Source organism: Pseudomonas gingeri (assembly GCF_013386165.1).
In the GTDB taxonomy this organism is placed as follows: Bacteria; Pseudomonadota; Gammaproteobacteria; order Pseudomonadales; family Pseudomonadaceae; genus Aquipseudomonas; species Aquipseudomonas gingeri_C.
In genome coordinates this window covers 772,638-793,745 of record NZ_JACAOS010000001.1, presented here as the reverse complement: position 1 = coordinate 793,745, position 21,108 = coordinate 772,638, and the positions used below count along the sequence as shown (strand labels likewise).

Annotated in this window: 23 protein-coding genes; all 23 read left to right on the top strand. The window is 56.2% G+C overall.

All coding sequences use genetic code 11. The features are described 5' to 3' along the window. Positions 1 to 19: 19 nt before the first annotated feature. Positions 20 to 544 (top strand): type 4 pilus major pilin, encoded by a 525-nt coding sequence (locus HX866_RS03600; protein ID WP_177138042.1) that lies wholly within the window; start codon positions 20 to 22, stop codon positions 542 to 544. Next, positions 545 to 1,483 (top strand): ATPase, T2SS/T4P/T4SS family, encoded by a 939-nt coding sequence (locus HX866_RS03595; protein WP_177138040.1) that lies wholly within the window; start codon positions 545 to 547, stop codon positions 1,481 to 1,483. Continuing rightward, on the top strand, positions 1,480 to 2,703 hold the full coding sequence (gene pilV / locus HX866_RS03590; protein ID WP_177138038.1) for a shufflon system plasmid conjugative transfer pilus tip adhesin PilV: 1,224 nt from the start codon (positions 1,480 to 1,482) through the stop codon (positions 2,701 to 2,703). The genes HX866_RS03595 and pilV overlap by 4 nt, the downstream gene beginning before the upstream one ends. A gap of 46 nt (positions 2,704 to 2,749) precedes the next feature. Further along, positions 2,750 to 3,190, top strand: coding sequence for a type IV pilus biogenesis protein PilM (pilM, locus tag HX866_RS03585; RefSeq protein WP_177138036.1), 441 nt, complete (start codon positions 2,750 to 2,752; stop codon positions 3,188 to 3,190). Between the two features lie 912 nt (positions 3,191 to 4,102). Next, positions 4,103 to 4,441: a hypothetical protein gene (locus HX866_RS03580; RefSeq protein WP_177138034.1), complete on the top strand. Its 339-nt coding sequence runs from the start codon at positions 4,103 to 4,105 to the stop codon at positions 4,439 to 4,441. A 311-nt stretch (positions 4,442 to 4,752) separates the two neighbouring features. Continuing rightward, positions 4,753 to 4,971, top strand: a complete 219-nt coding sequence (locus HX866_RS03575; protein ID WP_177138032.1) for a hypothetical protein — start codon at positions 4,753 to 4,755, stop codon at positions 4,969 to 4,971. Between the two features lie 98 nt (positions 4,972 to 5,069). Continuing rightward, positions 5,070 to 5,621, top strand: a complete 552-nt coding sequence (locus HX866_RS03570; RefSeq protein WP_177138030.1) for an STY4534 family ICE replication protein — start codon at positions 5,070 to 5,072, stop codon at positions 5,619 to 5,621. A 104-nt stretch (positions 5,622 to 5,725) separates the two neighbouring features. After that, a complete protein-coding gene (locus HX866_RS03565) occupies positions 5,726 to 6,046 on the top strand; it encodes a hypothetical protein (protein ID WP_177138028.1) in 321 nt (106 codons plus the stop codon). A 123-nt stretch (positions 6,047 to 6,169) separates the two neighbouring features. Then, the gene (locus tag HX866_RS03560) at positions 6,170 to 6,502 is read left to right on the top strand and encodes a hypothetical protein (protein WP_177138026.1); all 333 of its coding nucleotides are present in this window, start codon (positions 6,170 to 6,172) and stop codon (positions 6,500 to 6,502) included. 103 nt (positions 6,503 to 6,605) lie between these two features. Beyond that, a complete protein-coding gene (locus HX866_RS03555) occupies positions 6,606 to 7,208 on the top strand; it encodes a DUF3275 family protein (protein WP_177138024.1) in 603 nt (200 codons plus the stop codon). A gap of 10 nt (positions 7,209 to 7,218) precedes the next feature. Continuing rightward, positions 7,219 to 7,503 (top strand): hypothetical protein, encoded by a 285-nt coding sequence (locus HX866_RS03550; protein WP_177138022.1) that lies wholly within the window; start codon positions 7,219 to 7,221, stop codon positions 7,501 to 7,503. Further along, entirely contained in the window at positions 7,500 to 7,763 is a 264-nt protein-coding gene (locus HX866_RS03545; RefSeq protein WP_177138020.1) for a hypothetical protein, read from the top strand. The genes HX866_RS03550 and HX866_RS03545 overlap by 4 nt, the downstream gene beginning before the upstream one ends. A gap of 77 nt (positions 7,764 to 7,840) precedes the next feature. Continuing rightward, positions 7,841 to 8,446: a hypothetical protein gene (locus tag HX866_RS03540; protein WP_177138018.1), complete on the top strand. Its 606-nt coding sequence runs from the start codon at positions 7,841 to 7,843 to the stop codon at positions 8,444 to 8,446. 32 nt (positions 8,447 to 8,478) lie between these two features. Then, positions 8,479 to 9,936, top strand: a complete 1,458-nt coding sequence (locus HX866_RS03535; RefSeq protein ID WP_177138016.1) for a DUF6094 domain-containing protein — start codon at positions 8,479 to 8,481, stop codon at positions 9,934 to 9,936. Between the two features lie 105 nt (positions 9,937 to 10,041). Further along, a complete protein-coding gene (locus HX866_RS03530) occupies positions 10,042 to 12,291 on the top strand; it encodes an SNF2-related protein (RefSeq protein ID WP_177138014.1) in 2,250 nt (749 codons plus the stop codon). 208 nt (positions 12,292 to 12,499) lie between these two features. Beyond that, on the top strand, positions 12,500 to 14,428 hold the full coding sequence (locus HX866_RS03525) for an acyltransferase family protein (protein ID WP_177138011.1): 1,929 nt from the start codon (positions 12,500 to 12,502) through the stop codon (positions 14,426 to 14,428). A 208-nt stretch (positions 14,429 to 14,636) separates the two neighbouring features. Beyond that, a complete protein-coding gene (locus HX866_RS03520) occupies positions 14,637 to 15,347 on the top strand; it encodes a methyl-accepting chemotaxis protein (RefSeq protein ID WP_177138009.1) in 711 nt (236 codons plus the stop codon). A gap of 9 nt (positions 15,348 to 15,356) precedes the next feature. Beyond that, positions 15,357 to 16,133 (top strand): TIGR03759 family integrating conjugative element protein, encoded by a 777-nt coding sequence (locus HX866_RS03515; protein WP_256344796.1) that lies wholly within the window; start codon positions 15,357 to 15,359, stop codon positions 16,131 to 16,133. After that, the gene (locus HX866_RS03510; RefSeq protein ID WP_177099909.1) at positions 16,118 to 16,675 is read left to right on the top strand and encodes a lytic transglycosylase domain-containing protein; all 558 of its coding nucleotides are present in this window, start codon (positions 16,118 to 16,120) and stop codon (positions 16,673 to 16,675) included. Before HX866_RS03515 ends, HX866_RS03510 begins: the two co-directional genes overlap by 16 nt. Further along, entirely contained in the window at positions 16,675 to 17,178 is a 504-nt protein-coding gene (locus HX866_RS03505; protein ID WP_177138079.1) for an integrating conjugative element protein, read from the top strand. The genes HX866_RS03510 and HX866_RS03505 overlap by 1 nt, the downstream gene beginning before the upstream one ends. A gap of 9 nt (positions 17,179 to 17,187) precedes the next feature. Then, complete coding sequence (locus HX866_RS03500) at positions 17,188 to 17,637, top strand: hypothetical protein (RefSeq protein WP_177138007.1); 450 nt, start codon at positions 17,188 to 17,190, stop codon at positions 17,635 to 17,637. A gap of 263 nt (positions 17,638 to 17,900) precedes the next feature. Beyond that, positions 17,901 to 20,123: a type IV conjugative transfer system coupling protein TraD gene (gene traD, locus HX866_RS03495; RefSeq protein WP_177138005.1), complete on the top strand. Its 2,223-nt coding sequence runs from the start codon at positions 17,901 to 17,903 to the stop codon at positions 20,121 to 20,123. 220 nt (positions 20,124 to 20,343) lie between these two features. Next, complete coding sequence (locus HX866_RS03490; protein ID WP_177138004.1) at positions 20,344 to 21,099, top strand: TIGR03747 family integrating conjugative element membrane protein; 756 nt, start codon at positions 20,344 to 20,346, stop codon at positions 21,097 to 21,099. The last annotated feature ends 9 nt before the right edge of the window (positions 21,100 to 21,108 follow it).

Sequence of the window (21,108 nt, the reverse complement as noted above, 5' to 3'; positions counted from 1 at the left end):
CCATCACGAGGTCCTTCCCATGCAACACCGTACTCGCAACCCACAACAGCAACGCGGCTTCATCGATCTTTCGATGCTGTTCGTCTTGATCGTCATCGCTATCGGCATCGGTTACGCCATCTACAACGGCGGTTCGTTACTCGCCAGTTCAGATGTCAGCAACGAACAGTCGAACATCAGCCAACTGATCGCAAATACACGGAAACTGAAAGGCAGCGGTGGCTATGGCACTTCCGGTACCGACCTGGTCGCCCAGCTCGTTGCCAGCAAAGGGCTGCCCAACATGAGCTTTTCAGGCGCCACGTTGTACAACTCCTGGAACGGTGCAGTCACCGTTTTATCCGGAGGCATGACCTTTGTCATTACCGAAAACGGCCTGCCCCAGGACGCTTGTATGAGCCTGGCAACCAAACTCAGCCGAGGCCAGAAGGTAACAACGTCGATCAATGGTGGATCAGCTGTAACAGGTGAAGTCACCTCTGCAACTGCTTCAACCAGCTGTATTGACTCGAGCAGCAACACCCTGGCCTGGACCGTATTCTAAATGAGTCGGATCACTGAGGCAGACTTCGGTGACCTTTACCTCGGCGACGGCTTCAGCGACGTCAAGGGACTGCACGGTGCAGGTACCAAAAGGGTCGAAGCACCTGCGGACTGGGCTGACGATCTCGTTCGTTTGAGAGCTCAATGCAAAGCGCATTTTGCAGAGGACCACGATCCAGAGTTCACACTCATTGAAGACGGTGTAGTGCTGCGTGTCACACAGGTCGTAGATACCTTCGGGGAGGAAGTCTTTGTGATAAGCAAGTCGACTCCAGATATCCGCCCCTTCCACATGCTCGGCTTCCCAACTGACCTGGCCAACGCCCTGCTCGATGATACAGCCAGAGGTTTGGTGATCATCTGCGGCAAGATGGGAACCGGCAAGACATCAAGCGCTGCATCGCTGGTAGTTGCGCGCCTGCAGACTTGTGGAGGGATCGCCCTGTCAATGGAGGATCCACAGGAAACCAAGCTCAATGGCGCACATGGTCAAGGCCGTTGCATCCAGTTGCAGGTATCTCGTCGTACCGGTGGGTACGAAGAAGCACTCCTTCGAGCGCTACGTACACGCGCTGACATCCTATTCATTGGTGAAATCCGTGACAGCCGTACTGCTGCTGAAGCAGTGCGCGCCTCAATCAACGGTCACTTTATCGTCACGACATCCCACTCTGGCTCTGCGTCCCAAGCAATCGAGCGGATTGCCGCACTGGCTCAACCCCAGATCAACAATGCGCGCGAGATCCTGGCTCAAGGGTTACTGGCCATCATCTGCCAGAGCCTGGAGAAGGTTGGTGCGCAGAAGATACTCAAGGTCGAGAGCCTTCTATTCACTGGTGAAGATGGCCCGGGGATTCGCGAAAAAATTCGAACGGGCCACGTAAATCAGGTCGACCAGGACGTGGAGAACCAATCTCAGAGAGGAGTATGGGGGAGATGAGCGAATACCAGAATTTTCACCAGGACCAACGTGGCTTTGTTGCAATTGAACTCCTATTCGCGATCATCGCTTTCAGCTTGTTGGTCGCGATCGGCACCAATCTGCTTAGCCAACAGATGGACTCGCAGAACTATCAGATCGCAGCTCAGCAGCAGCAGGCAGTGACCGACGCCGGCGCGAAATACCTGAAGGACAACTTCAGTGCCGTACTCGCCTTGGCCGCCCCCACGGTTCCGGCCCAAATAACCGTCGCAATGCTACGTAACACGAACTACCTGCCGGTTGGCTTTAGCGACACAAACGCTTTCGGACAAAGCTTCCTGGTACTCGCTCGAAGCCCTGCCGCTAACCAACTCGAATCAATCGTCATCACCACCGGTGGCCAAACGATCGATGAAATCGGCACTCGCGAGATCGCTGAGAATCTGGGTGGAACGGGAGGATTCATCCCCATCAGCAACGCGAGCATAGTCCAAGGCGTGCGAGGCGGATGGCAGATCACTCTCAGTAACTACGGAATGAACCCAGGTGTCGGGCACACCGCGAGTGCGCTGTTTCTACAGGATGGCTCGTTGGCCAACGACTATCTCTACCGAAATGCGGTACCCAACAAACCAGAGCTCAACCGCATGAACACAGCAATCGACATGGCGACCAACGACATCAACAACGCAGGGAATGTTACAGCCTCTGGGACTGTGACTGCCGGTGTGGATGTCAACGCCACTAATAACGTCACGGCTGGTAACTGGCTGCGTACTCAAGGTGATAGCGGCTGGTACAGCACGAAATGGGGCGGCGGCTGGTACATGTCAGATTCAGACTGGATTCGCGCCTATGGGGACAAAAGTGTCTATACACCGGGACAAAGCCGAGCGGGGTCGTTGGCATCTGAAGGCCGCACAGAGGTGGGGGAATACCTGCAACTGGATGGCCTTGCAGTGGAGAACACTGCCTGCGCACCCAACGGACTGGTTGGCCGAATGCCGAATGGATCACAACTTACTTGCCAAGATAGTGTTTGGAAAGCCGGTAGTGCCCGAGTCCAAATCCCTGTATATCAATGCCCGACCCTATATGGCGGAACTTTGGGAGGTGGCGATTGGGGTTTTTATGGCTGCACGGGGCAAATTACGAACCAGCCGGCTTGTATAACTGTAGAGTCGCCAAATAGTCAATGGTTTTCTTGCAGTTACGTAGGAACTTACGGACTCAATTAGACTTACTTAACTATGGTTAAACGCTCATAAATTCGAGACTTCCATCATGCCCCTCTTCTGGGCTCTACTATTGGTACTGGGCATTGCGATAAGCACTCTTGACGACATATCACGCAGGTCCGAAGAGTCCTCCATTGTGGGTGATGCTTCGGCCATCGCCCACAACCTGCTGGTGTACAGGAATGCGCTGGCGAAATATGCTCAAGCTAATACTGGAGTTACCGGCCCAGTTGCCGACGCCTCTCTATCGCTCCCCCCCTGGTTCATGCACTTACCGGGTGTCGGTGGCTACATCGTCGCCGGCAACAGCTACGCATTCTATGCATCCCCACCTGCAGGCCTGGTTGCGGAGCTTGCAATGCTGACAGATGCCTCAACCTCTGTGGGCTATGTTTCGGCAGGACGCTTGATCAGCCCCGCTACCGGTGCCACGGCGATCGTGATTCCACCCACCATCCCCGACGGCGCTGCAGTGGCCTACAGATAGCCGTACCCCGCCTTTCGCAAGCTCTCTGGCAGCGAGAAACACGTTGTGCCACAATGTCCGCAATACCCCGTTGGCTACTGGCGGTCATCAGTAGCGCCCGGTGATGCGATTCGTCCCGTCACCAACCCCAAAGCACGCTTAGCTCCGGGAAGGGCGTGCGGACCTGTTGAGGATTCTCCCTGTGTCTCCCTGTTCCAAGCCAGACACGCAGCCGTCAACTCGTGAATTGCGAGTTCAAAGGCACATAGGGTTCTCTGTAGGTTCGAAGCACCGTAATCCAAGGGCCACACTGGTGTTGTGGCCCATACTTTTTAAAGCTCACACAATGGGTAGCCTGATGGTCTTGCTCCAGGATCATCAGGCTACCTTTTGGTAGCCGCTTTTCCCTGCCGGTGGCCCGCCGGCGATAAAAAGGGCTCCTTTTGTGCGCGGATGCGTGCCTTATGTTTGCTGGCCCCAGCCACGATAATCGGCCAGGTGAAGAAAGAGACGTCCAGATCACAGCCCAGGGATCAATGACGCTTCAAACTCACAGGTGGCATTTTTCTCTGCATTTTAAATACGACTAAAGCCGAGAGTGACTGCTGACCCAGTTGCCTCGGTAGATCCTCCTTCTCGCTTATTTCTGCATCATCCCCCCGTAATTCCCCTCCCCGGCTTGACACATCCCCTTCCCTATTTGAGTATATGGACGTGCCCTGCTGACGTCGTCAGCAACATGCCCAGACAGTCAGGACCTTAAAGACTGTGACACGATGTTTGTGTTTGATCCGCCCAAGGCCGCTTAGCTTCTGGTAGCGCGACCAGTCGACAATCGTCGATAGAAGCATCTGATACAACTCACCTCGCGGGGAATCACTTCCCCGAAAGGGCCAGTGCTTTCTCCGCATCTCAACCTGCTGGAGAAACACCATGTCCAAACTCACCTACACCCTCGGCTTCGCACTCGGAACTGTCACCCGGGAATTCCTGCGTGCAGTGAAAACAACCAGCGCATCGCCCGTACCCAAGGCCAAGGTTGTACCTCACGTTCAACTACCGCCGCCTTGTGTTCCAGACGACGTGCTGCGCAACTTGGATCGTCAGCCGGCAATACTTCGAGCATTTGACTGTGAATTCGATCTAAATCTCTGGTATGAGGAGAACACCCGAGTGGTCCAAAAGCCCACCCGTAAACGCCGTCCCAGGAAAACAGATGCTGACCAAGTAAATACAGCTCTCGTCGGCTCACTGACACCAGCTGCTTGCTGAGTTGGTGCTACTCACCCCAGCCGGGAACCTTCCCGCTGGGGAGGCTTCCCTGGCAGTTTTTTTGCTGCAAAGGCTTGACAATCGATAGCGGCATTTCCATTCTGTGTACATGTATCGCTGACGTCGTCAGCAACATGCCCAGGTAGTCAGGATCCTAAAGACTACGATGCGGTTTACCGCATTGATCTGCCCTTAGATCGCCACAGCTTCCGGTAGCGCGATCAGTCGAATTCAGTCGATGGAAGCACCTTATCCCACCCACGACGGGCCTTTCCCGTCTGGGCAGGCCTCTCAGCTTTTTTGGAGGTCTGATGAAAACCGAACTGGCTCTCTACCAGGCATTGATCTCGATCAATGTTCCGGAGCAGAAAGCTAACGCAGTCATTGATGCTTTGGAGACCGACATGCATTCGCTACTCGCAACCAAGGCTGATATTGCGGCACTCGAAGTCAAACTGACTCTGCGTATGGGCGTCATGCTGTCTGCTGCCGTTGGCGTGCTGATCGCTGCAATGAAGCTCATTCACTAAGTAACACACTCAAGCTCTACCCACCCTCGCGGGGAATACTTTCCCCCAAGGGCGAAGTGTTTCTCCGCTTTCTGCTTTTTCGAAATTGGAGATTCACCATGAGCAACCAAACCAACGAAACCAAATATTTCGACCTGCACACCACTGGCATCGGTTATCTCAACCGGATTCGTGAAGTGTCGGTTCGAAAAGGTAAGCCATTCATGGCTGTCACTGTTGCAGCCTTGCGGGGTTCCTCTGATGAAGTGGAATATACCTATATTGACTGTAACGTGGTCGGTGAAGAAGCAGAAAGGCTAATTCGCCGTTGCCAAGATGCAGTTAACAATAAAGGCAAAAAGGTCCTCGTGAGCTTTCGTATCGGAGATATCTGGCCTGACACCTTCACTTACGACAAGGGCGATAAAATAGGAAAAACAGGAGTATCCCTCAAGGGACGCCTGCTTTTTATCGGCTGGGTCAAGGTTGATGGTGGAACAGTCTACGAAGCCAAACCTCGTGAAGTAGCAACCGCTGCTGAACAAGGTCAGGAACAAGCCACTCCTGAAGCACCGTTCGAAGCACCGCTCGAAAGCAGCAATGCTCCTGAGTCGGTCGCAGAAGAGCCAGTCAAACCGGCCCCTGCCAAACGGCAGCGCAAAGCTTCCTGATTTACTTCAACAAACTGCAAGGCACCTCCGGGTGCCTTTCACAACTTACGAAGGGAACACCACCCTTCAGAGGCTGGTGGCTTTCATTTTTTTGGAGACTCACCATGCTGCATAATCCACATCGCTTGCCGTTGCTTATTAATATCGGCCTCTTAGTTGCACAAGCAACCGTTCACAGCAAGCTGCACGTAAAATTCCCTATCATAGGGGATAACCCAGATGATAACCCACACTACTTCCTAATACAGGAGCTTTGGGAATCAGCTCTTAGTCTGCTCTCTGATCTGGCGCTGATGGATCACAAAAATAACTTTTCTCCCGACGCCTTCACCAGTCCTCTCTTAATCGAGTATGGATTGTGGCAGGAATACTGGGTTTTACGAGGCCGCTACGATCCTGAACCCGAAGATTGTGAGCGGTTTTGATCACGTAACTTCTAACTTTTGCTGCCTTAAATGTTGGGCAACAACAATCACATAACTGACAAACCGTATCGGGGAACCACCTCCCGGACGGGCCAGGTGCTTTCCCGCCCCTGGAGAAAACTCATGTCGAACGCACCTACGCAATCCGCAAGCTACTACAAGTTCCCTGTCGTTCTGACCCCAGCTGCATGGCTCGAATCGGTACACGTCGAAGAACCGCGTCACGACTCCGAAAGCACCAGCCGGCTCGCAGAGGTGGTCATGGCGGCTTACAGGGAATTACACCTGCAGCCCGGTGCAGAGCTGATCAATTTCGGTTTGTATCGGTTTCCCCCAAAAGGCGATCGCTTTGAAAGGGTCTGGTTGGATCTCACACTGCGCCTGGTCGTCGCAACGCCGGGCATGATCTATCTGCACATCGCACTCAAGGACGAAAAGTCAGAGTTCTGGCTTTGAATCCACAACCCACTCCCCAACCCTGAGCCCGACATCGTCGGGCTTTTTTCTCCCTGCGAGTACCAGCCTCGCGGCAGTTGCTCGCTGTAGTACGGAGTAACCCATGATCAATATCCCGGGCCAGTTGGCCATCCAGACCATCACCGGTCGCAACGGAGACTTCAACGTCGGGCGCCTCTCAACCTCCATCGGCGAGTTCGTCATCAAAGACGCGCTCCTGGAGCAGTACAACAAAGGCAAGTACCGGGGCAATTTCGCGATCACAGGAATTCGGTCCACGCACTACTCAGCAGGCGGTCGCCTGGTTGTTGAGATACGAGCAGAGCTCGCAAGCATGTCACTTGACGATGTGGACAAGCTGACGGTTGAAGACACCACTCGACTGACCACCAATGAACCGGACCCACTGGACGAAGAGACACCGCGCTCCAGCACAACACAACAACCTCGAAAACACCGCCCGGCCGCACAGGCCACAAGCATTCAACCATCAGCAGATGACGCGCCATTCGGTATGGAGTCGTCCCGCACGACCTCCAACGACGACGCCGAGCTCTTCGGCACCATCTGGCCGCTCGGGAAAACCGTCAGGCTGGACACCACCGTAGATCGCCAGCGCCTGCGCGCCCAATGCATCCGCCTGGGAGAACTGGGCTACGCCCATGACTTCAAGCAACAAATCTGGAACTGTCAATCTCACACGTAGAGGAATCCTCATGAGTAATCGCTACCACGACCCTGATGTATCTGAGGCACTCTTGCTGACTTGCTCTGCTCTGCGGGAAGTTGGATTTGATGAAGTGGCTGATCTTTTCCGAGAAGCACTCTTTGATCGTCAACTCGTAGATCCGGCGCTGGAGGCACTGCAAATGCTCGTTAAGAACGCCTCAAACGCTGATGACGGGCAGTTCGCAAATGAAACAGCCTTCCGGCTGTATCAAAGACTTAATCGTCAGGGGCTCTCTGCACAGAAGCCCCAGCACCAAGGAAGCACTCCATGAATCCGATTTTCACCGATATCGGCGAGCACATCCTGCTGACCGTCGAAGACCAACTGACCAACAACGAAGTGTCCGATGATGACGAGATGCGCGAGCACTTCATCGAAATCGGGCTGACCGAAGCGCAGGCTGACGCTGCCTTGCAACTGCGCGCCCTTTATCAGGTCAACCTCTACATGATTGGTCAGTCGCCTCTGTTCCAGGGCGACACGACCACTTGCTTTGACCCACATACCCGCTCATTCAAGCGCGATCGATAACCCACCATCCATTCACCCCGAAGGGCAGCGTCCTGCCCTTCCAGGGCTGGGCTGCCCTCCGACCTGGAGGCTGCTCAATGTCCCCCCCATCACCCACACGGCTGTATCAGGTCGACGAATGTCCTGACCTGTATGTCGATGCCTGCATCTGCGATGAACAGCGCAACCTGGTCTTCTTCTCCGCCTGGGGCCGCGACACGGCCCTGCAGGAGTTCCTGGCCAGGCTGACCCTCGGCTCAGCCGAAAACGGTCTGGATCAGTTCCACATCGTTGTCGACGGTCGAAGTCTTCCGGTCTTTCCCAACACCGAGCTGCTGGAAAAGCGCACCACCCGCCAATTCCGCGGGACGTTATTCGGCAGCCTCTTGCACCTTTGGCTGTTCGACCGGCGCTGCGCTCAACCCGATCGTGCCAATCACTTCGCCTACGCCCTCCTCGAGGACGGCCAGGCACCTCAACAGCGGCTCTGGCCACTGGTCACCGAAACCTGCCCATTACCCCTGCTCCAGCATTGGCGCGAGCCCGTGCTGGAGGTCTTGAATCAATACGGCATGTTGCAACCGCTGCCCAAAGGCCAGGGCTCGATCAGGGCCTGGCGCCTGTCGCTGAAACTCGACGTGCTCGAACCCGCCCTGGGCGATCTGATTCGCCAAGGACAACTCACCACCGAAGCCCGGGATTAATCCCGGATCACACCTGACTCAAGGAGGCCTGTATGGCTTTGATGTTCCCGCGCCTCGCGCGCAACTTTGCCCGCAATGGCTACTACCCCACCGACGAAATCACCCTGGAGCGAACGCTGCAGGCCCTGGTCCCCTCTCCCACCGGCAGAATGCGGATCTTCGATCCCTGTGCCGGCGAAGGCGTGGCCCTGGCCGAAGCCGCGCATGCCCTCGGGCGTGACAATGTGGAGACCTTCGCTGTCGAATACGACCGAGAGCGTGCCGATCACTCCAGGACACTGTTGAATCGCGTACTGCACAGCGATCTGATGGACACCATGATCTCTCGCCAGGCCTTCGGCCTGCTCTGGCTCAACCCACCCTATGGGGACCTGGTGGCCGACCACGCTGGTGCTTCGCAGTATCAGGGCAACGGTCGTCGTCGACTGGAGAAAGCCTTCTACCAACGGGCACTTCCCCTGTTGCAGTACGGCGGTGTCCTGGTGTTCATCATTCCGCACTATGTCCTGGACGATGAGCTCTGTGGATGGCTATGCAATCACTTCACTGAACTGCGGATCTATGCTGGATCAGACCCGACCTTCAAGCAGGTGGTGATCTTCGGTATCCGTGTCCGACGCCAGGATCTGGCCCGGCCGCGGGAGGTTACCCCGGTGCGTGAACGTCTTCTGACGATCGGCGCCGACCTGCAGAACGCCGAGACGCTCCCGGTCAATTGGCCATGGGAACCGTATCGGGTGCTGCCAGCAGCGACCGACCTCGAGCACTTCTACCGAATGACGCTCGAACCGGGCCAGTTCCAGCTGGAGGTCACACGGTTGAAAGGTCTTTGGCCCGACTTCACCTTGCATTTCGGTCAAAACGGAGTCCCATCCAGGCCTCCCGTGCGAGCCCTATCACGTTGGCACCTGGCCTTGGCGCTGGCTGCCGGCGCGATATCCGGTGTAGTGCGGTCGAAGGCCGGACGAACCCTGGTACTGAAGGGCGACACCTACAAGGATAAGGTCCACAAGACCGAGTTCACCGAGGATGAGAACGGCAACGTCTCCGAGGTACGGATCCTGACCGACCGTTTTGTGCCCATTATTCGGGCATGGGATATGACGCCAGGCTCCCGTGATCACGGGCGCGTGCTGACCATCAGCTCGTCCCCGACCACCATGGCCGATCCGGATACGTCGGCAGTGGCTCCAGTACCTCAAGCCGACTCCGGCTCTCTGTTCGCCCCAGGCCAATTGGCACTGACCCATTCCGTGCAACATCTTGTGGAGCACGGCGCACTCGATCCTACCGTCTACCTTCGGCGTCATCTGTCGGGGGACTGGGGGGAATTGAGCGACGACGACCGGAACAGCAACCAACGAGCACTGAACACAGGCGATCGACTGCTCTCCGCCTATGACATCGACACCCCCGATGAAAACAGGCTCTGGATCATCACCGAGTCAGATCGCAGCGTGACCACCATCCTGCTGCCGTCCGACTACTAAATCACCCACACGCCGCCGAGGCGTTTTCTCTACCAACCCGCAGGGTATGCACATACCCGCAGGGGTGTCGTGCGTGCCCTGTTTCTGCCTCCCAGGAGAAACACCATGAACGACCTGTCCCAGGGCTCTCAAGCCCCTCTTTCATCCCTGACCATCGGCCTGACTGAATTCATTGATGAGTTCGGCGACGAGCTGCTGGACTCCCTCAACCGCTCAAATCCACCGGTTTATGCCGGCAACATAAACGCCAATCGCCAGCTGGGAATGGACGGACTCAAACGCCGTCCATTCCCAGCACAGGCCGATGTCGTGCAAGCGGTCTGCGCGTTACTGCTCGATCGCAACGAACAGGCCGCGATCATCAACGCCGAGATGGGCACCGGGAAAACCATGATGGCCATCGCCGTGGCGGCGGTCATGCACAATGCCGGCTACCGCCGAACTTTGGTCATATCACCGCCGCACCTGGTCTACAAATGGCGACGCGAGATCCTCGAAACCTTACCGAACGCCCGTGTCTGGGTGCTCAACGGACCTGACACCCTGGTCAAATTGCTGAAGCTGCGTGACCAACTAGGCGATGCCTATGACGGACGACCTGAATTCTTCATTCTTGGGCGCGTGCGCATGCGGATGGGGTTTCACTGGCGCCTGGCGTGCTGGCCACGTCGGTCTGCCGGCGGACGCCTACTGGCTGGCTGCCCCGATTGCGGCCAGGTCCTGGAGGACCTGGAGGGCAATCTGATCACCCTGGATGAATTTCACAGAGAAGAACGCCGGCGAAGCTGTCCACGCTGCGCCGGCCCGCTCTGGACGCTGATACGCCCCGGGAAAGCGGACACCGGTTCCCGGCGCTCCACTATCCTGAAGTCCATGTGTCGGATCCCGACCATCGGCCCAGTCCGTGCAGAACGGTTGCTGAGCGACTTCGGGGAGGACTTCCTCGCATCGATGCTGATGGATAACGTCAGCGAGTTCATCAACCTTATGGACGCCACGGGCAACTTCATCTTCACCGACCGCCAAGCCAAGCGCATGGAGCGCGCCACTGCCAACATCGAGTTTGGCTTTGGCGAAGGTGGCTATCAACCCACCGAGTTCATCAAACGCTACCTGCCTGATGGTTTTTTCGACCTGCTGGTGGTGGACGAAGGGCATGAGTACAAGAACAGTGGATCGGCCCAGGGCCAGGCCATGGGGGTGTTGGCAGCGAAGGCGCGGAAAACCGTGCTGCTGACCGGCACCTTGATGGGCGGCTACGCCGATGATCTGTTTTACCTCCTGTTCCGGATCCTCACTCGAAGCATGATCGAGGATGGCTACCGACCGAACGCCCGGGGCAGCATGGCTCCGGCGGCCATGTCGTTCATGCGCGATCACGGCGTACTGAAGGACATCTACACCGAGAGGGACAACGAGTCGCACAAAACCGCCAAGGGCAAGAAGCTCTCGGTACGGACGGTAAAGGCCCCGGGCTTCGGCCCGAAAGGCATTCATCGTTTCGTGCTGCCCTACACCGTGTTCCTCAAACTCAAGGATATCGGCGGCAACGTGCTGCCGGCGTACCAGGAAGAGTTCGTCGACATCGCCATGTCTGCTGAACAGGCCTCGGCCTATCAGCAACTGGCCGGGAAACTGACACAGGCGCTGCGCCAGGCTCTGGCGCGGCGAGACACCACGCTGATGGGCGTGGTGCTCAATGTGCTGCTGGCCTGGCCGGATTGCTGCTTCCGACCGGAGATGGTCAAGCACCCGCGCTCCAGGGAAACATTGGCGCTCGTCCCTCCGATTTTCGGAGATGACGATCTGATGCCCAAAGAACAGGCGCTGGTTGAACTGTGCCTAGCGGAGAAAGCCAAAGGTCGCAAGGTACTGGCCTACACCGTCTACAGCGGAACCCGCGACACCACCTCACGCTTGAAACGGTTGCTGGACCAGGCCGGTTTGAAGGTGGCGGTGTTGAGGGCTTCAGTGGACACCCAACGGCGCGAGGATTGGATTCTCGACCAGGTTGATCGTGGGATCGACGTGCTGATCACCAACCCGGAGCTGGTAAAGACCGGCTTGGATCTGCTCGACTTTCCGACCATTGCATTCCTGCAGACGGGGTACAACGTTTACACCCTTCAGCAAGCAGCGCGGCGGTCGTGGCGGATCGGGCAGAAGCAACCGGTTCGGGTGGTGTTCTTTGGCTATGCCGGCAGTTCGCAGATTACCTGCCTGCAGCTGATGGCCAAGAAGATCGCCGTGGCTCAAAGCACGTCAGGAGACGTGCCGGAATCTGGGCTTGATTCGTTGAACCAGGATGGGGATTCGGTTGAGATGGCGCTGGCAAGACAACTCATGACTGCATGACAACCAGGCCACTTACGGGTGGCCTTTTTTTGTGCCCAACAAATTTCATCAAAGCAGCTAGAGATTTCGCCTCCCCTGCCGAAAAACCTGTGGATCCAAAAATTTTGGTAGCGGCCATCAGCAACGACAAATCAGGGCATCAACCACATCCGCGCTTAGAAGCTGACTATCCGCGAACACATGCTTGGGTTTTAATTAGGGACACTTGATGACTTTCAGGAAAAATATAAACGCATTACGGGCCCTTGCGGTCATATCAGTAGTGCTCTTTCACTTCAAAGTAGCAGGTTTTTCCGGTGGGTTTGCTGGCGTTGACATTTTCTTCGTGATATCAGGCTATCTGATGACGGGAATTATTTTCAAAGGCCTGCGGGAGAAACACTTCTCTTTACTTGAATTTTATGCATCGAGAGCGCGCCGAATCATTCCCGCGCTTCTGGCTCTTTGTGTCGCCATCATGGTTTTTGGCTTCATCTTCCTACCTTTAGATGACTTTAGAGACTCGATAAAAACAATCAAGAGCACTCTAGTATTCAGTTCAAATTTCTTTTTTGCAACGAGCGGTAATTATTTCGATGCCCCCCTGCACGAAAACTGGCTATTACACACTTGGTCGCTTTCGGTAGAGTGGCAATTCTACATGCTTTATCCGGTATTATTAATAGCCTTTTATAAATCCCTTGGAGAGCAACGAACAAAAATCGCCCTAATACTGCTGACTTTCATCTCACTGGGAGCATCCATCTACCTGACAAAAACCAACCCAGTGTTCGCTTTCTATATGTTGCCTACAAGGGCATGGGAGCTGTTCGCCGGCGGGTTAGTATTTCTGTTTCCTCTATCACTCAATAAGCGTGTCGGCTATGCAAGCGAGAGCCTTGGACTGTTTGCCATCCTGGCAAGCATTTTCTGCTTTTCCGAGCAGGACCTCTGGCCAGGGTACCTAGCGCTCTTACCAGTACTTGGCACCGCATTGGTTATTTATGGTAATACGCTGTCGGCCTTCAGCGTTAATAAGGTCTTTCAGTTCACGGGCAAGGTATCCTATTCAGTTTACCTCTGGCATTGGCCGCTAGTGGTACTCCTTTACATGTGCGGACTATTGAATAGCTGGCCATATGTCACAGCAGCAATTTTCGGCACACTTTTACTCGGCACACTATCATTTTATCTGTTTGAAAAAAGATCCAAACAAGTTCCTTCAGCTTCGCGAGTCATCTTCAATTACTCATCCATTGTCATTCTATCAGTCGGCGCATCAGCAATTATTGCAGCAGTAGTTAAAGACCATCCCGGCATACGATTTGCCTTCGTGGAATTGGGACAACCTGAGTACACCAGCAAACTGTACAAGCAGGAGTGCTTCGCCAATCCATATGGTGCGGCTGACTGCAAGCTCGGCACTGGCGAGGTCTCGGCGATTCTCTTCGGAGATAGTCATGCACAGTCAACAGCCGCAGCTGTGCAATTGGAAAACCAGCAAGCAGCTTTAGAGTGGGCTCGAGGCGGATGTCCAACCCTGAAAAACTTCGAAATGAAGGATAAAGAATTGGAACGGACATGCCGCGACTTTAACAAAGAGAAACTAGAAACACTAAGAACAGCATACCATGGTGTACCAGTCATCCTATTCAGCCGAGCTGCAATGTACTCAGATTCGAATAGAGACAATAAATATCAAGTATCTTTCAATAGCGATCCAAATCAAAACCAACGCTCGCTAGAGGAAAACTATACGACCGAGTACGTCAATACAGTGTGCGCTATCGCCGTCAACCACCCGGTCTATATCGTTAAACCAATTCCAGAGATGCCATTCAGCATTTACAAAGGTTTGAATCTACACAAGCGAATTTTCCAGAGCACATCTGATATTACGATCCCTCTGGCAGATTATCTGAAGCGAAACCGAATCGCCAACAATGCCATCGAAGCCTCAGCCAAACAATGCAATGTTCAGATTATCGACCCTACCCCATACCTTTGTCCGGCAGGGGAATGCATGGGATCAAAAAATGGGGTATCTCTATATTTTGATGACAACCATCTTGTCGATGCAGGCAATGAGCAGTTGAAGGGAATGTTCAAAGTGGTAACTTGGGCAAAAAACATACAAGCCTCAACTTTCAACGAATAAGTAGTACAGGAGGCTGGCTTCCAGGGCACTGGAGGTCAGTTTCCTGTCAGTAGGTGTCGTTCCAGAACGGCTTCTTCGGGATGCTCGCATCCCCATCGCAATGGCCTCGACGGCCGGATAAAAAAGCAGACCGACTGGAAAAAGTATTTCCTACTGCATCATTTAAAAGGGTTTGAGAGGGTGTCCCCGTTTCCGCGCGAGGACCCCCATGAACCTACCACGCCCCACTCGTACGACCCTGACTCTCAGCCTCTGCCTTGTTGTCCTGGCGGGCTTGCTGGGCTACGAGCATCATCAGCTTTCCAACCTCAGCCACAGCCTGGCCGCCACCGCCGACAAGGATTCGCTCGATGCCATCCTGACGCGACTGGGCAAGGTCGATGAACGACTGGACACCGTTGACGGCAAGCACCTGGTCTCCAACGATGATTTCCGTTCCGGTCAACAGGCGCTCTCCAACCGCCTCGACGCCGTTCAGGCTTATGCAAAACAAGCGGTCGAGACCACCCAGGATCTATCCCGGAACACGGCATCTGTGGGCGAGCTGGTCATGCTCAAGGCCAGTATCGAAACCGTCGACAGTCGCCTTCAGGAACTGAGCAAGTCCCAGGTCAAGCCGTCCCTCGAAGCAGCCCCTAAACCGAAGGCCGTTGCTCGGAAAGCACCTCCAGCGCCAAAGCCTAGCTCCAGCGCCATCACGCCACAGGCTCCGCCTTTCACCGTTGTCGGCATCGAATACCGGGGGGGCGAACGCTTTCTGTCCGTTGCCCCACCAGGTAGCACGCAGTTGAGTCAGATCTATCTGATTCGGCCAGGCGATGCCGTGGCGGGCACTGCATGGCGGCTCAACGCCCTGGACGGCACATCCGCGCGCTTCGACGTCGCCGGCACTCCGCAAACCGTAACCGTTGCGCAATAGGACCTCGACATGCACACCTCCCCCACTGCCCACAGAAAGATGAATCACCTGACCGCGACACGGTTCTTTACCGGCTTGGTCACGCTTGCATTTACCTATGGCTGCCTTGCTGCTCCAGCCCCTACAACGTCCACTGTGCAGGCCTCCGTCGAGTCCAAGAGCACATCCGAAAGCAGTAACCAGACCGAGCTGGCCCGCGAGTGGGGCCTGACACCTCAGGAGTGGACCCGTTACCAGACCGTGATGGATGGCCCGCGCGGTATTTACTCGCCCGGCCTCGACCCGCTGACAGCTCTCGGTATAGAAGCCACCAGCGCTGAAGAGCGTCGACGATATGCAGAGCTGCAGGTACGGGCAGAGCGCCAGCGGATCGACAAGGAGTTGGCCTACCAGCGGGCCTATGACCAAGCATTCGCACGGCTGTACCCCAGCGAGAAGGTCATCCAAATCTCCTCATCTCCAAAAACAGCTCCTGCTGGTGGCCAACAGACGCTGAAGAGCGATGGCCGCCTTGCCGTCTTTGTCCAAGACAACTGCACGGCATGTATCGCACGAGTAAAAGATCTCCAGACACAGAAGCAGACTTTCGACCTCTACTTCGTCGGCAGCCAGGGAGATGACGAGCGGATTCGTCGCTGGGCGATCCTCGCCGGCGTCGAACCGACCAACGTCCGTAATCGACAGATCACCCTGAATCATGATGCCGGTCGTTGGCTCGGCCTCGGCCTCGGCGGCGATCTTCCTGCAGTAGTTCGCGAGGTGAATGGGCAATGGCAACGACAGTAGCCCGGGCGGCAATGGCCGGCAGTCTGCTGCTGGCCAGCGCACTCGCCAGTGCGTCCGAGATTCCGCCACCGGCCTATCAGCTGATTGCCCGGCCGGCTGGCGTGCCTTCTGAGGTTCTGTACTCGGTTGCACTCCAGGAAAGCGGTACTCGCATCCGTGGCCAGATCGTCCCCTGGCCTTGGACACTGAACGTCGCCGGCGCCGGCTACCGCTTCGCCACCCGGAGTGACGCCTGCCGAGCGCTAATCATTGCCATCCAGACCGCCGGCCCTGCCCGGGTCGACGTCGGCCTCGGGCAAACCAACGTAGGAGCCAACGGCCACCGCTATAGCAGCCCCTGCGAGGGGCTCGATCCATACAAAAACCTCTCCGTAACCGCGCAGATCCTCGCCGAGCAAAAATCCAAAGGCGGCGACTGGATCACTGCGGCCGGGCGCTATCACCGCCCTGCCGGCGGCGAACCTGCAGCACGGTACCGCCGTGAATTTGCCAAACACCTCAGCCGCGTTACCGGCATCAACCTTATGGCGAACAACCCATGATGAAGCGACTGCTGAACCTCACAATTTTGCTATGCCTGGCCTCGCCCTTGGCGGCAAATGCGGGCTCTCTGACCGTTGTCGAAGATCGAGGCGGTGTTTCCGCCCTGCCCTACTACCAGGACCTGGTACCAGAGCCCGATACCCAATCCGCGCCACCACCAAACCCTGGCATCCGAGGTGCCGGTGCCTTTCCCGTGCGCTCCCCTCAACTGCTCCCCGGCGTAGCGCAGGGACGCGTGATCAATGCCCCGGGGCTTCAACCCATGTTTGTTGTGGGTGACGACGAGCGCTCCAAGGCCTGGCTCTCGCAGCGACACAATCAACTGCAGCAAATGCAGGCCGTGGGACTTGTGGTCAACGTAGAGAGCGCCGAGCGCTTTGCCGAGGTACGCCGCTGGGCAGGCGATCTCCAGGTGGTACCGACGCCGGCGGATGACCTGGCTGGACGCCTCGGTATCCGTCATTACCCGCTCCTGATTACTGCCACAGCCATTCAACAGTAGGAAGACGACATGAGCAAACTCAGCCAGATCGATACCAAAATGCCTCTTAACTTCTATGCCTGCGTCAACGAGACAATCACTGACCCAGAAATGGTTGCCTTGGCAGAGCGTATGCAGATGCCCAATTTCCTCATGTGCGATGTTCCCTTGGACGGTGCACCTCCTGTGGTGATTGATGATCCTGTAAAAGTTGAGTTGATTTTGAGCTGGCTAAGGGCAAACCATAAATGGAGTGCACGGATCGAGGAAACGCTTCAAAGCATGGCCAATGACTCTGAGGGTCGCCCTTTGCTCACCGCCTTCATGCCTGCCGAAGAGTTCGCGATTTTCGCTGACGACCTGGCGGCGAACGAGCAACTGGCTGATTTGCACCTGCCCTTCGCTGAATGGAGAGCAATGGGAGCTACCACCGGTTACTTCGACGGTTACGAACTGTCCCGGCAGCCGGCCGCAAGTTAAGGGAGGACGAGATGCCCCCCCAGTCTCTCACCCTGGTGATCAGACAACCGGAAGATCCGCGAGCCTGCCAGCTTCTCCTAGAGCAGGTGGCTCACGTGGTCTGGCTCTACGGTGGTCGTGTGACCTCGACAGAGCACGGAGATGCCATCGCGCTACGTCTGAAGCTGACTGAGAAGCTACCAGCCCATGAGGCCGAACAGGCCAGGCAGGAGCTGGCCAACCAGTTCCCTAAACGAATTCGACAGCCGTAAGGATGTAGAACCATGGCCAGCACCTTCACCATCGAAGCGCTGCTTAGACCTGCCGTTGAGCTCTACACGGTACTGGTCTGTGTTACTGCGGCCCTACTGTGCGTCTTTGCGCCCTGGGCGATCGCCCTGACGCCTTTGTTCGGTGCGATCGCCGCCGCGGGGTTTCTGATGCTGGGCTACGTCCGTCTGAGACAGGCCCTGCTTGTGCTGCGCTATAGAAGAAACATCCGTCGCCTGCCGCACTACACGATGACAAGCAAAGACATACCGGTCAGCAACGAGCGCCTGTTCATAGGTAAGGGCTTCCGCTGGACACAGAAACATACCCAGCGGTTGATGGACACCTATCTGCCCAAATACGCCGAGTACGTAGAACCGACACCGCTGTACCAGATGGCTCGTCGTATTGAAGAGCGGCTTGAGTTCGCGCCCTTCCCACTCAAGCTGCTGACCAAGGCCACCGCGTGGGATGTTGCGCTGAACCCTGTCCGCCCGCTCCCGCCGGTTGGCGGACTGCCCCGCCTGCACGGTATTGAACCCTACGAAGCAGACGTCAGCCTGCCTCTGGGCGAGCGTGTCGGGCATTCCCTCGTGCTGGGTACTACAAGGGTGGGTAAAACCCGTCTAGCGGAACTCTTCATCACCCAGGACATTCGACGCACTCGGCAGCGATCAAGACCACGCGTCCGGATGGGACGCCGCGTACAGCCTGTTCATCGAAGAACGAAGCAGAGCACGGAAATGAACCTCGATCGCGAGGTGGTGATTGTCTTCGACCCCAAGGGCGATGCCGATCTCCTGAAACGCATGTACATCGAGTGCAAGCGCGCTGGCCGACTTGACGAGTTCTACGTGTTCCACCTCGGATGGCCGGATCACTCCGCGCGCTACAACGCCGTCGGCCGCTTCGGTCGGATTTCCGAGGTTGCGACACGGATCGCAGGTCAGCTCTCGGGCGAAGGTAACTCTGCAGCTTTCCGCGAATTCGCATGGCGGTTCGTGAACATCATCGCCCGCGCCTTGGTGGCCCTCGGGCGCCGGCCGGACTACGAGCAGATCCGCCAGCACGTAATCAATATCGACGCGTTGTTCGAAGAGTACGCCCAGCAATACTTCGCTGAGCACGATCCCAAGGCCTGGGAAACCATTGTTGCGCTTGAGGGAAAGATCGATCGCAAGCAACTCAGCTTCGCAATGAAAGATCGGCCGTTTCGCGTGATCGCAATCGACATGTACATCACGCAAAAGCGTATCGCCGACCCTGTCATGGAAGGCCTGCGCTCGGCAGTTCGGTACGACAAGACCTACTTCGACAAGATCGTCGCGAGTCTGCTGCCTCTACTAGAGAAGCTGACCACTGGCCGTATTGCGGAACTGCTGTCTCCCGACTACATGGACCTGGAGGATCCGCGACCGATCTTCGATTGGATGCAAGTCATCCGCAAACGCGCAGTGGTCTATATCGGCCTGGACGCTCTCTCCGACACCGAGGTGGCCGCTGCCGTGGGCAACTCAATGTTCAGTGACCTGGTGTCGGTCGCCGGTCACATCTACAAATTCGGTATTGACGACGGCCTGCCCGGGGCCAAAAGCGGCAAGGTGGCGATCAACGTCCATGCAGACGAGTTCAACGAGCTCATGGGCGAGGAATTCATCCCGATGATCAACAAGGGCGGTGGTGCTGGCATGCAGGTCACTGCGTATACACAGACCATGAGCGACATCGAGGCGAAGATCGGCAGCCGCGCGAAGGCAGGCCAGGTGATCGGTAACTTCAACAACCTGTTCATGCTCAGGGTTAGGGAGACCGCCACCGCCGAGCTGCTGACCAATCAGTTGCCGAAAGTTCAGGTGTTCACCAGCACGCTGGCAAGCAGCGCCAACGACGCGATCAACGGGAAGGCGGCCTTCACTTCAAATACACACGACCAGGTCCAGAGCGTCAGCGTCCCGATGCTCGAACCCGCGCACGTCGTGGGGCTGCCCAAGGGGCAATGCTTTGCGCTTATCGAAGGTGGCAACCTTTGGAAAATCCGCATGCCGTTGCCTGCGAACGACCCTGATGAAGTCATGCCCAAGGACCTCCAGGCCTTGGTCGAAGGCATGCGCAACAAAGGAGCTGGAACCAATAGCGACTGGTGGCAGGCGCCAGGGTTTCAGTCGCTGAACGAGTCGCTACCCGATGACCTGTTGGACGACTTCCGGCATATGGCCAACGGCGAGCGAGCCGCATAAGCAAGCAAACGACTCTAGGAGTAACGCGATGAAATTGACGTTTTGGGATGTTGTGTTCGCATGTGTGTTCGCAACACTGAGCGTTGGAGGACGGAATCTGTACCACGGAGTTGCCCTTGATGTGGTTGCCAAACAGGAAGGAGCATGGGTGCTGTTGTGCGCTGTTTGCCTCGGGCTGTGGGCCATCTTCAAAGCCAGTCGGAAGTAGATAGGAAAAGCCATGGCCGACATCGCCGAGAAAGCCCAACAGCAGCAGGAAGGTCAGAAAACCCTCCTGGGCATGTTGTTCTCGTTGCCCTTCCAGTTCATCGGGGTCATGTTCGGCTCACTGATCGGCGCGATCCTGGTCGAATGGATATGCCTCTACCTGTTCTGGCCAGATGCCGGCTGGCAGCATGCACAGCAGATGTTCGAGCATGAACTGAGCTGGCTGTCCCAGGACTTGCTGCACAGCGTCGTCGTCCAAGAGCCTGGCCGAACAGCAACCTGGCTGGCTCAGCGGGTGTATGACTGGCTGATGGTGAAAACTGGCCTGCAGGACAGCATCAATGCGCTGACACAGTATGCCCGCACCACTTCTCCGCAGAAGGTAGGCTACTTCAATCTCCGCTACGAAATCGGCTGGGCGATGATCAAGTTCCAAGACTACGGCCTCGCAGCGCTTTATACCGTGCTGACATTCTGCGTTCGCATGGTGATCCTGACGCTCACGATCCCGCTCTTTTTAATGGCAGCATTTACCGGCCTGGTAGACGGACTGGTCAGGCGGGACCTACGTAAATTCGGCTCAGGGCGAGAGTCCAGCTACCTCTATCACAAAGCACGGGGAACGATCATTCCGATGGCCATCGTGCCATGGACGATCTACTTGGCCATCCCCGTTAGCATCAGCCCACTGCTGGTCTTATTGCCATGCGCCGTCCTTCTGGGCGTGTCCATCTACATCACTGTTTCAAGCTTCAAGAAATACCTTTAGGAGTTGCAA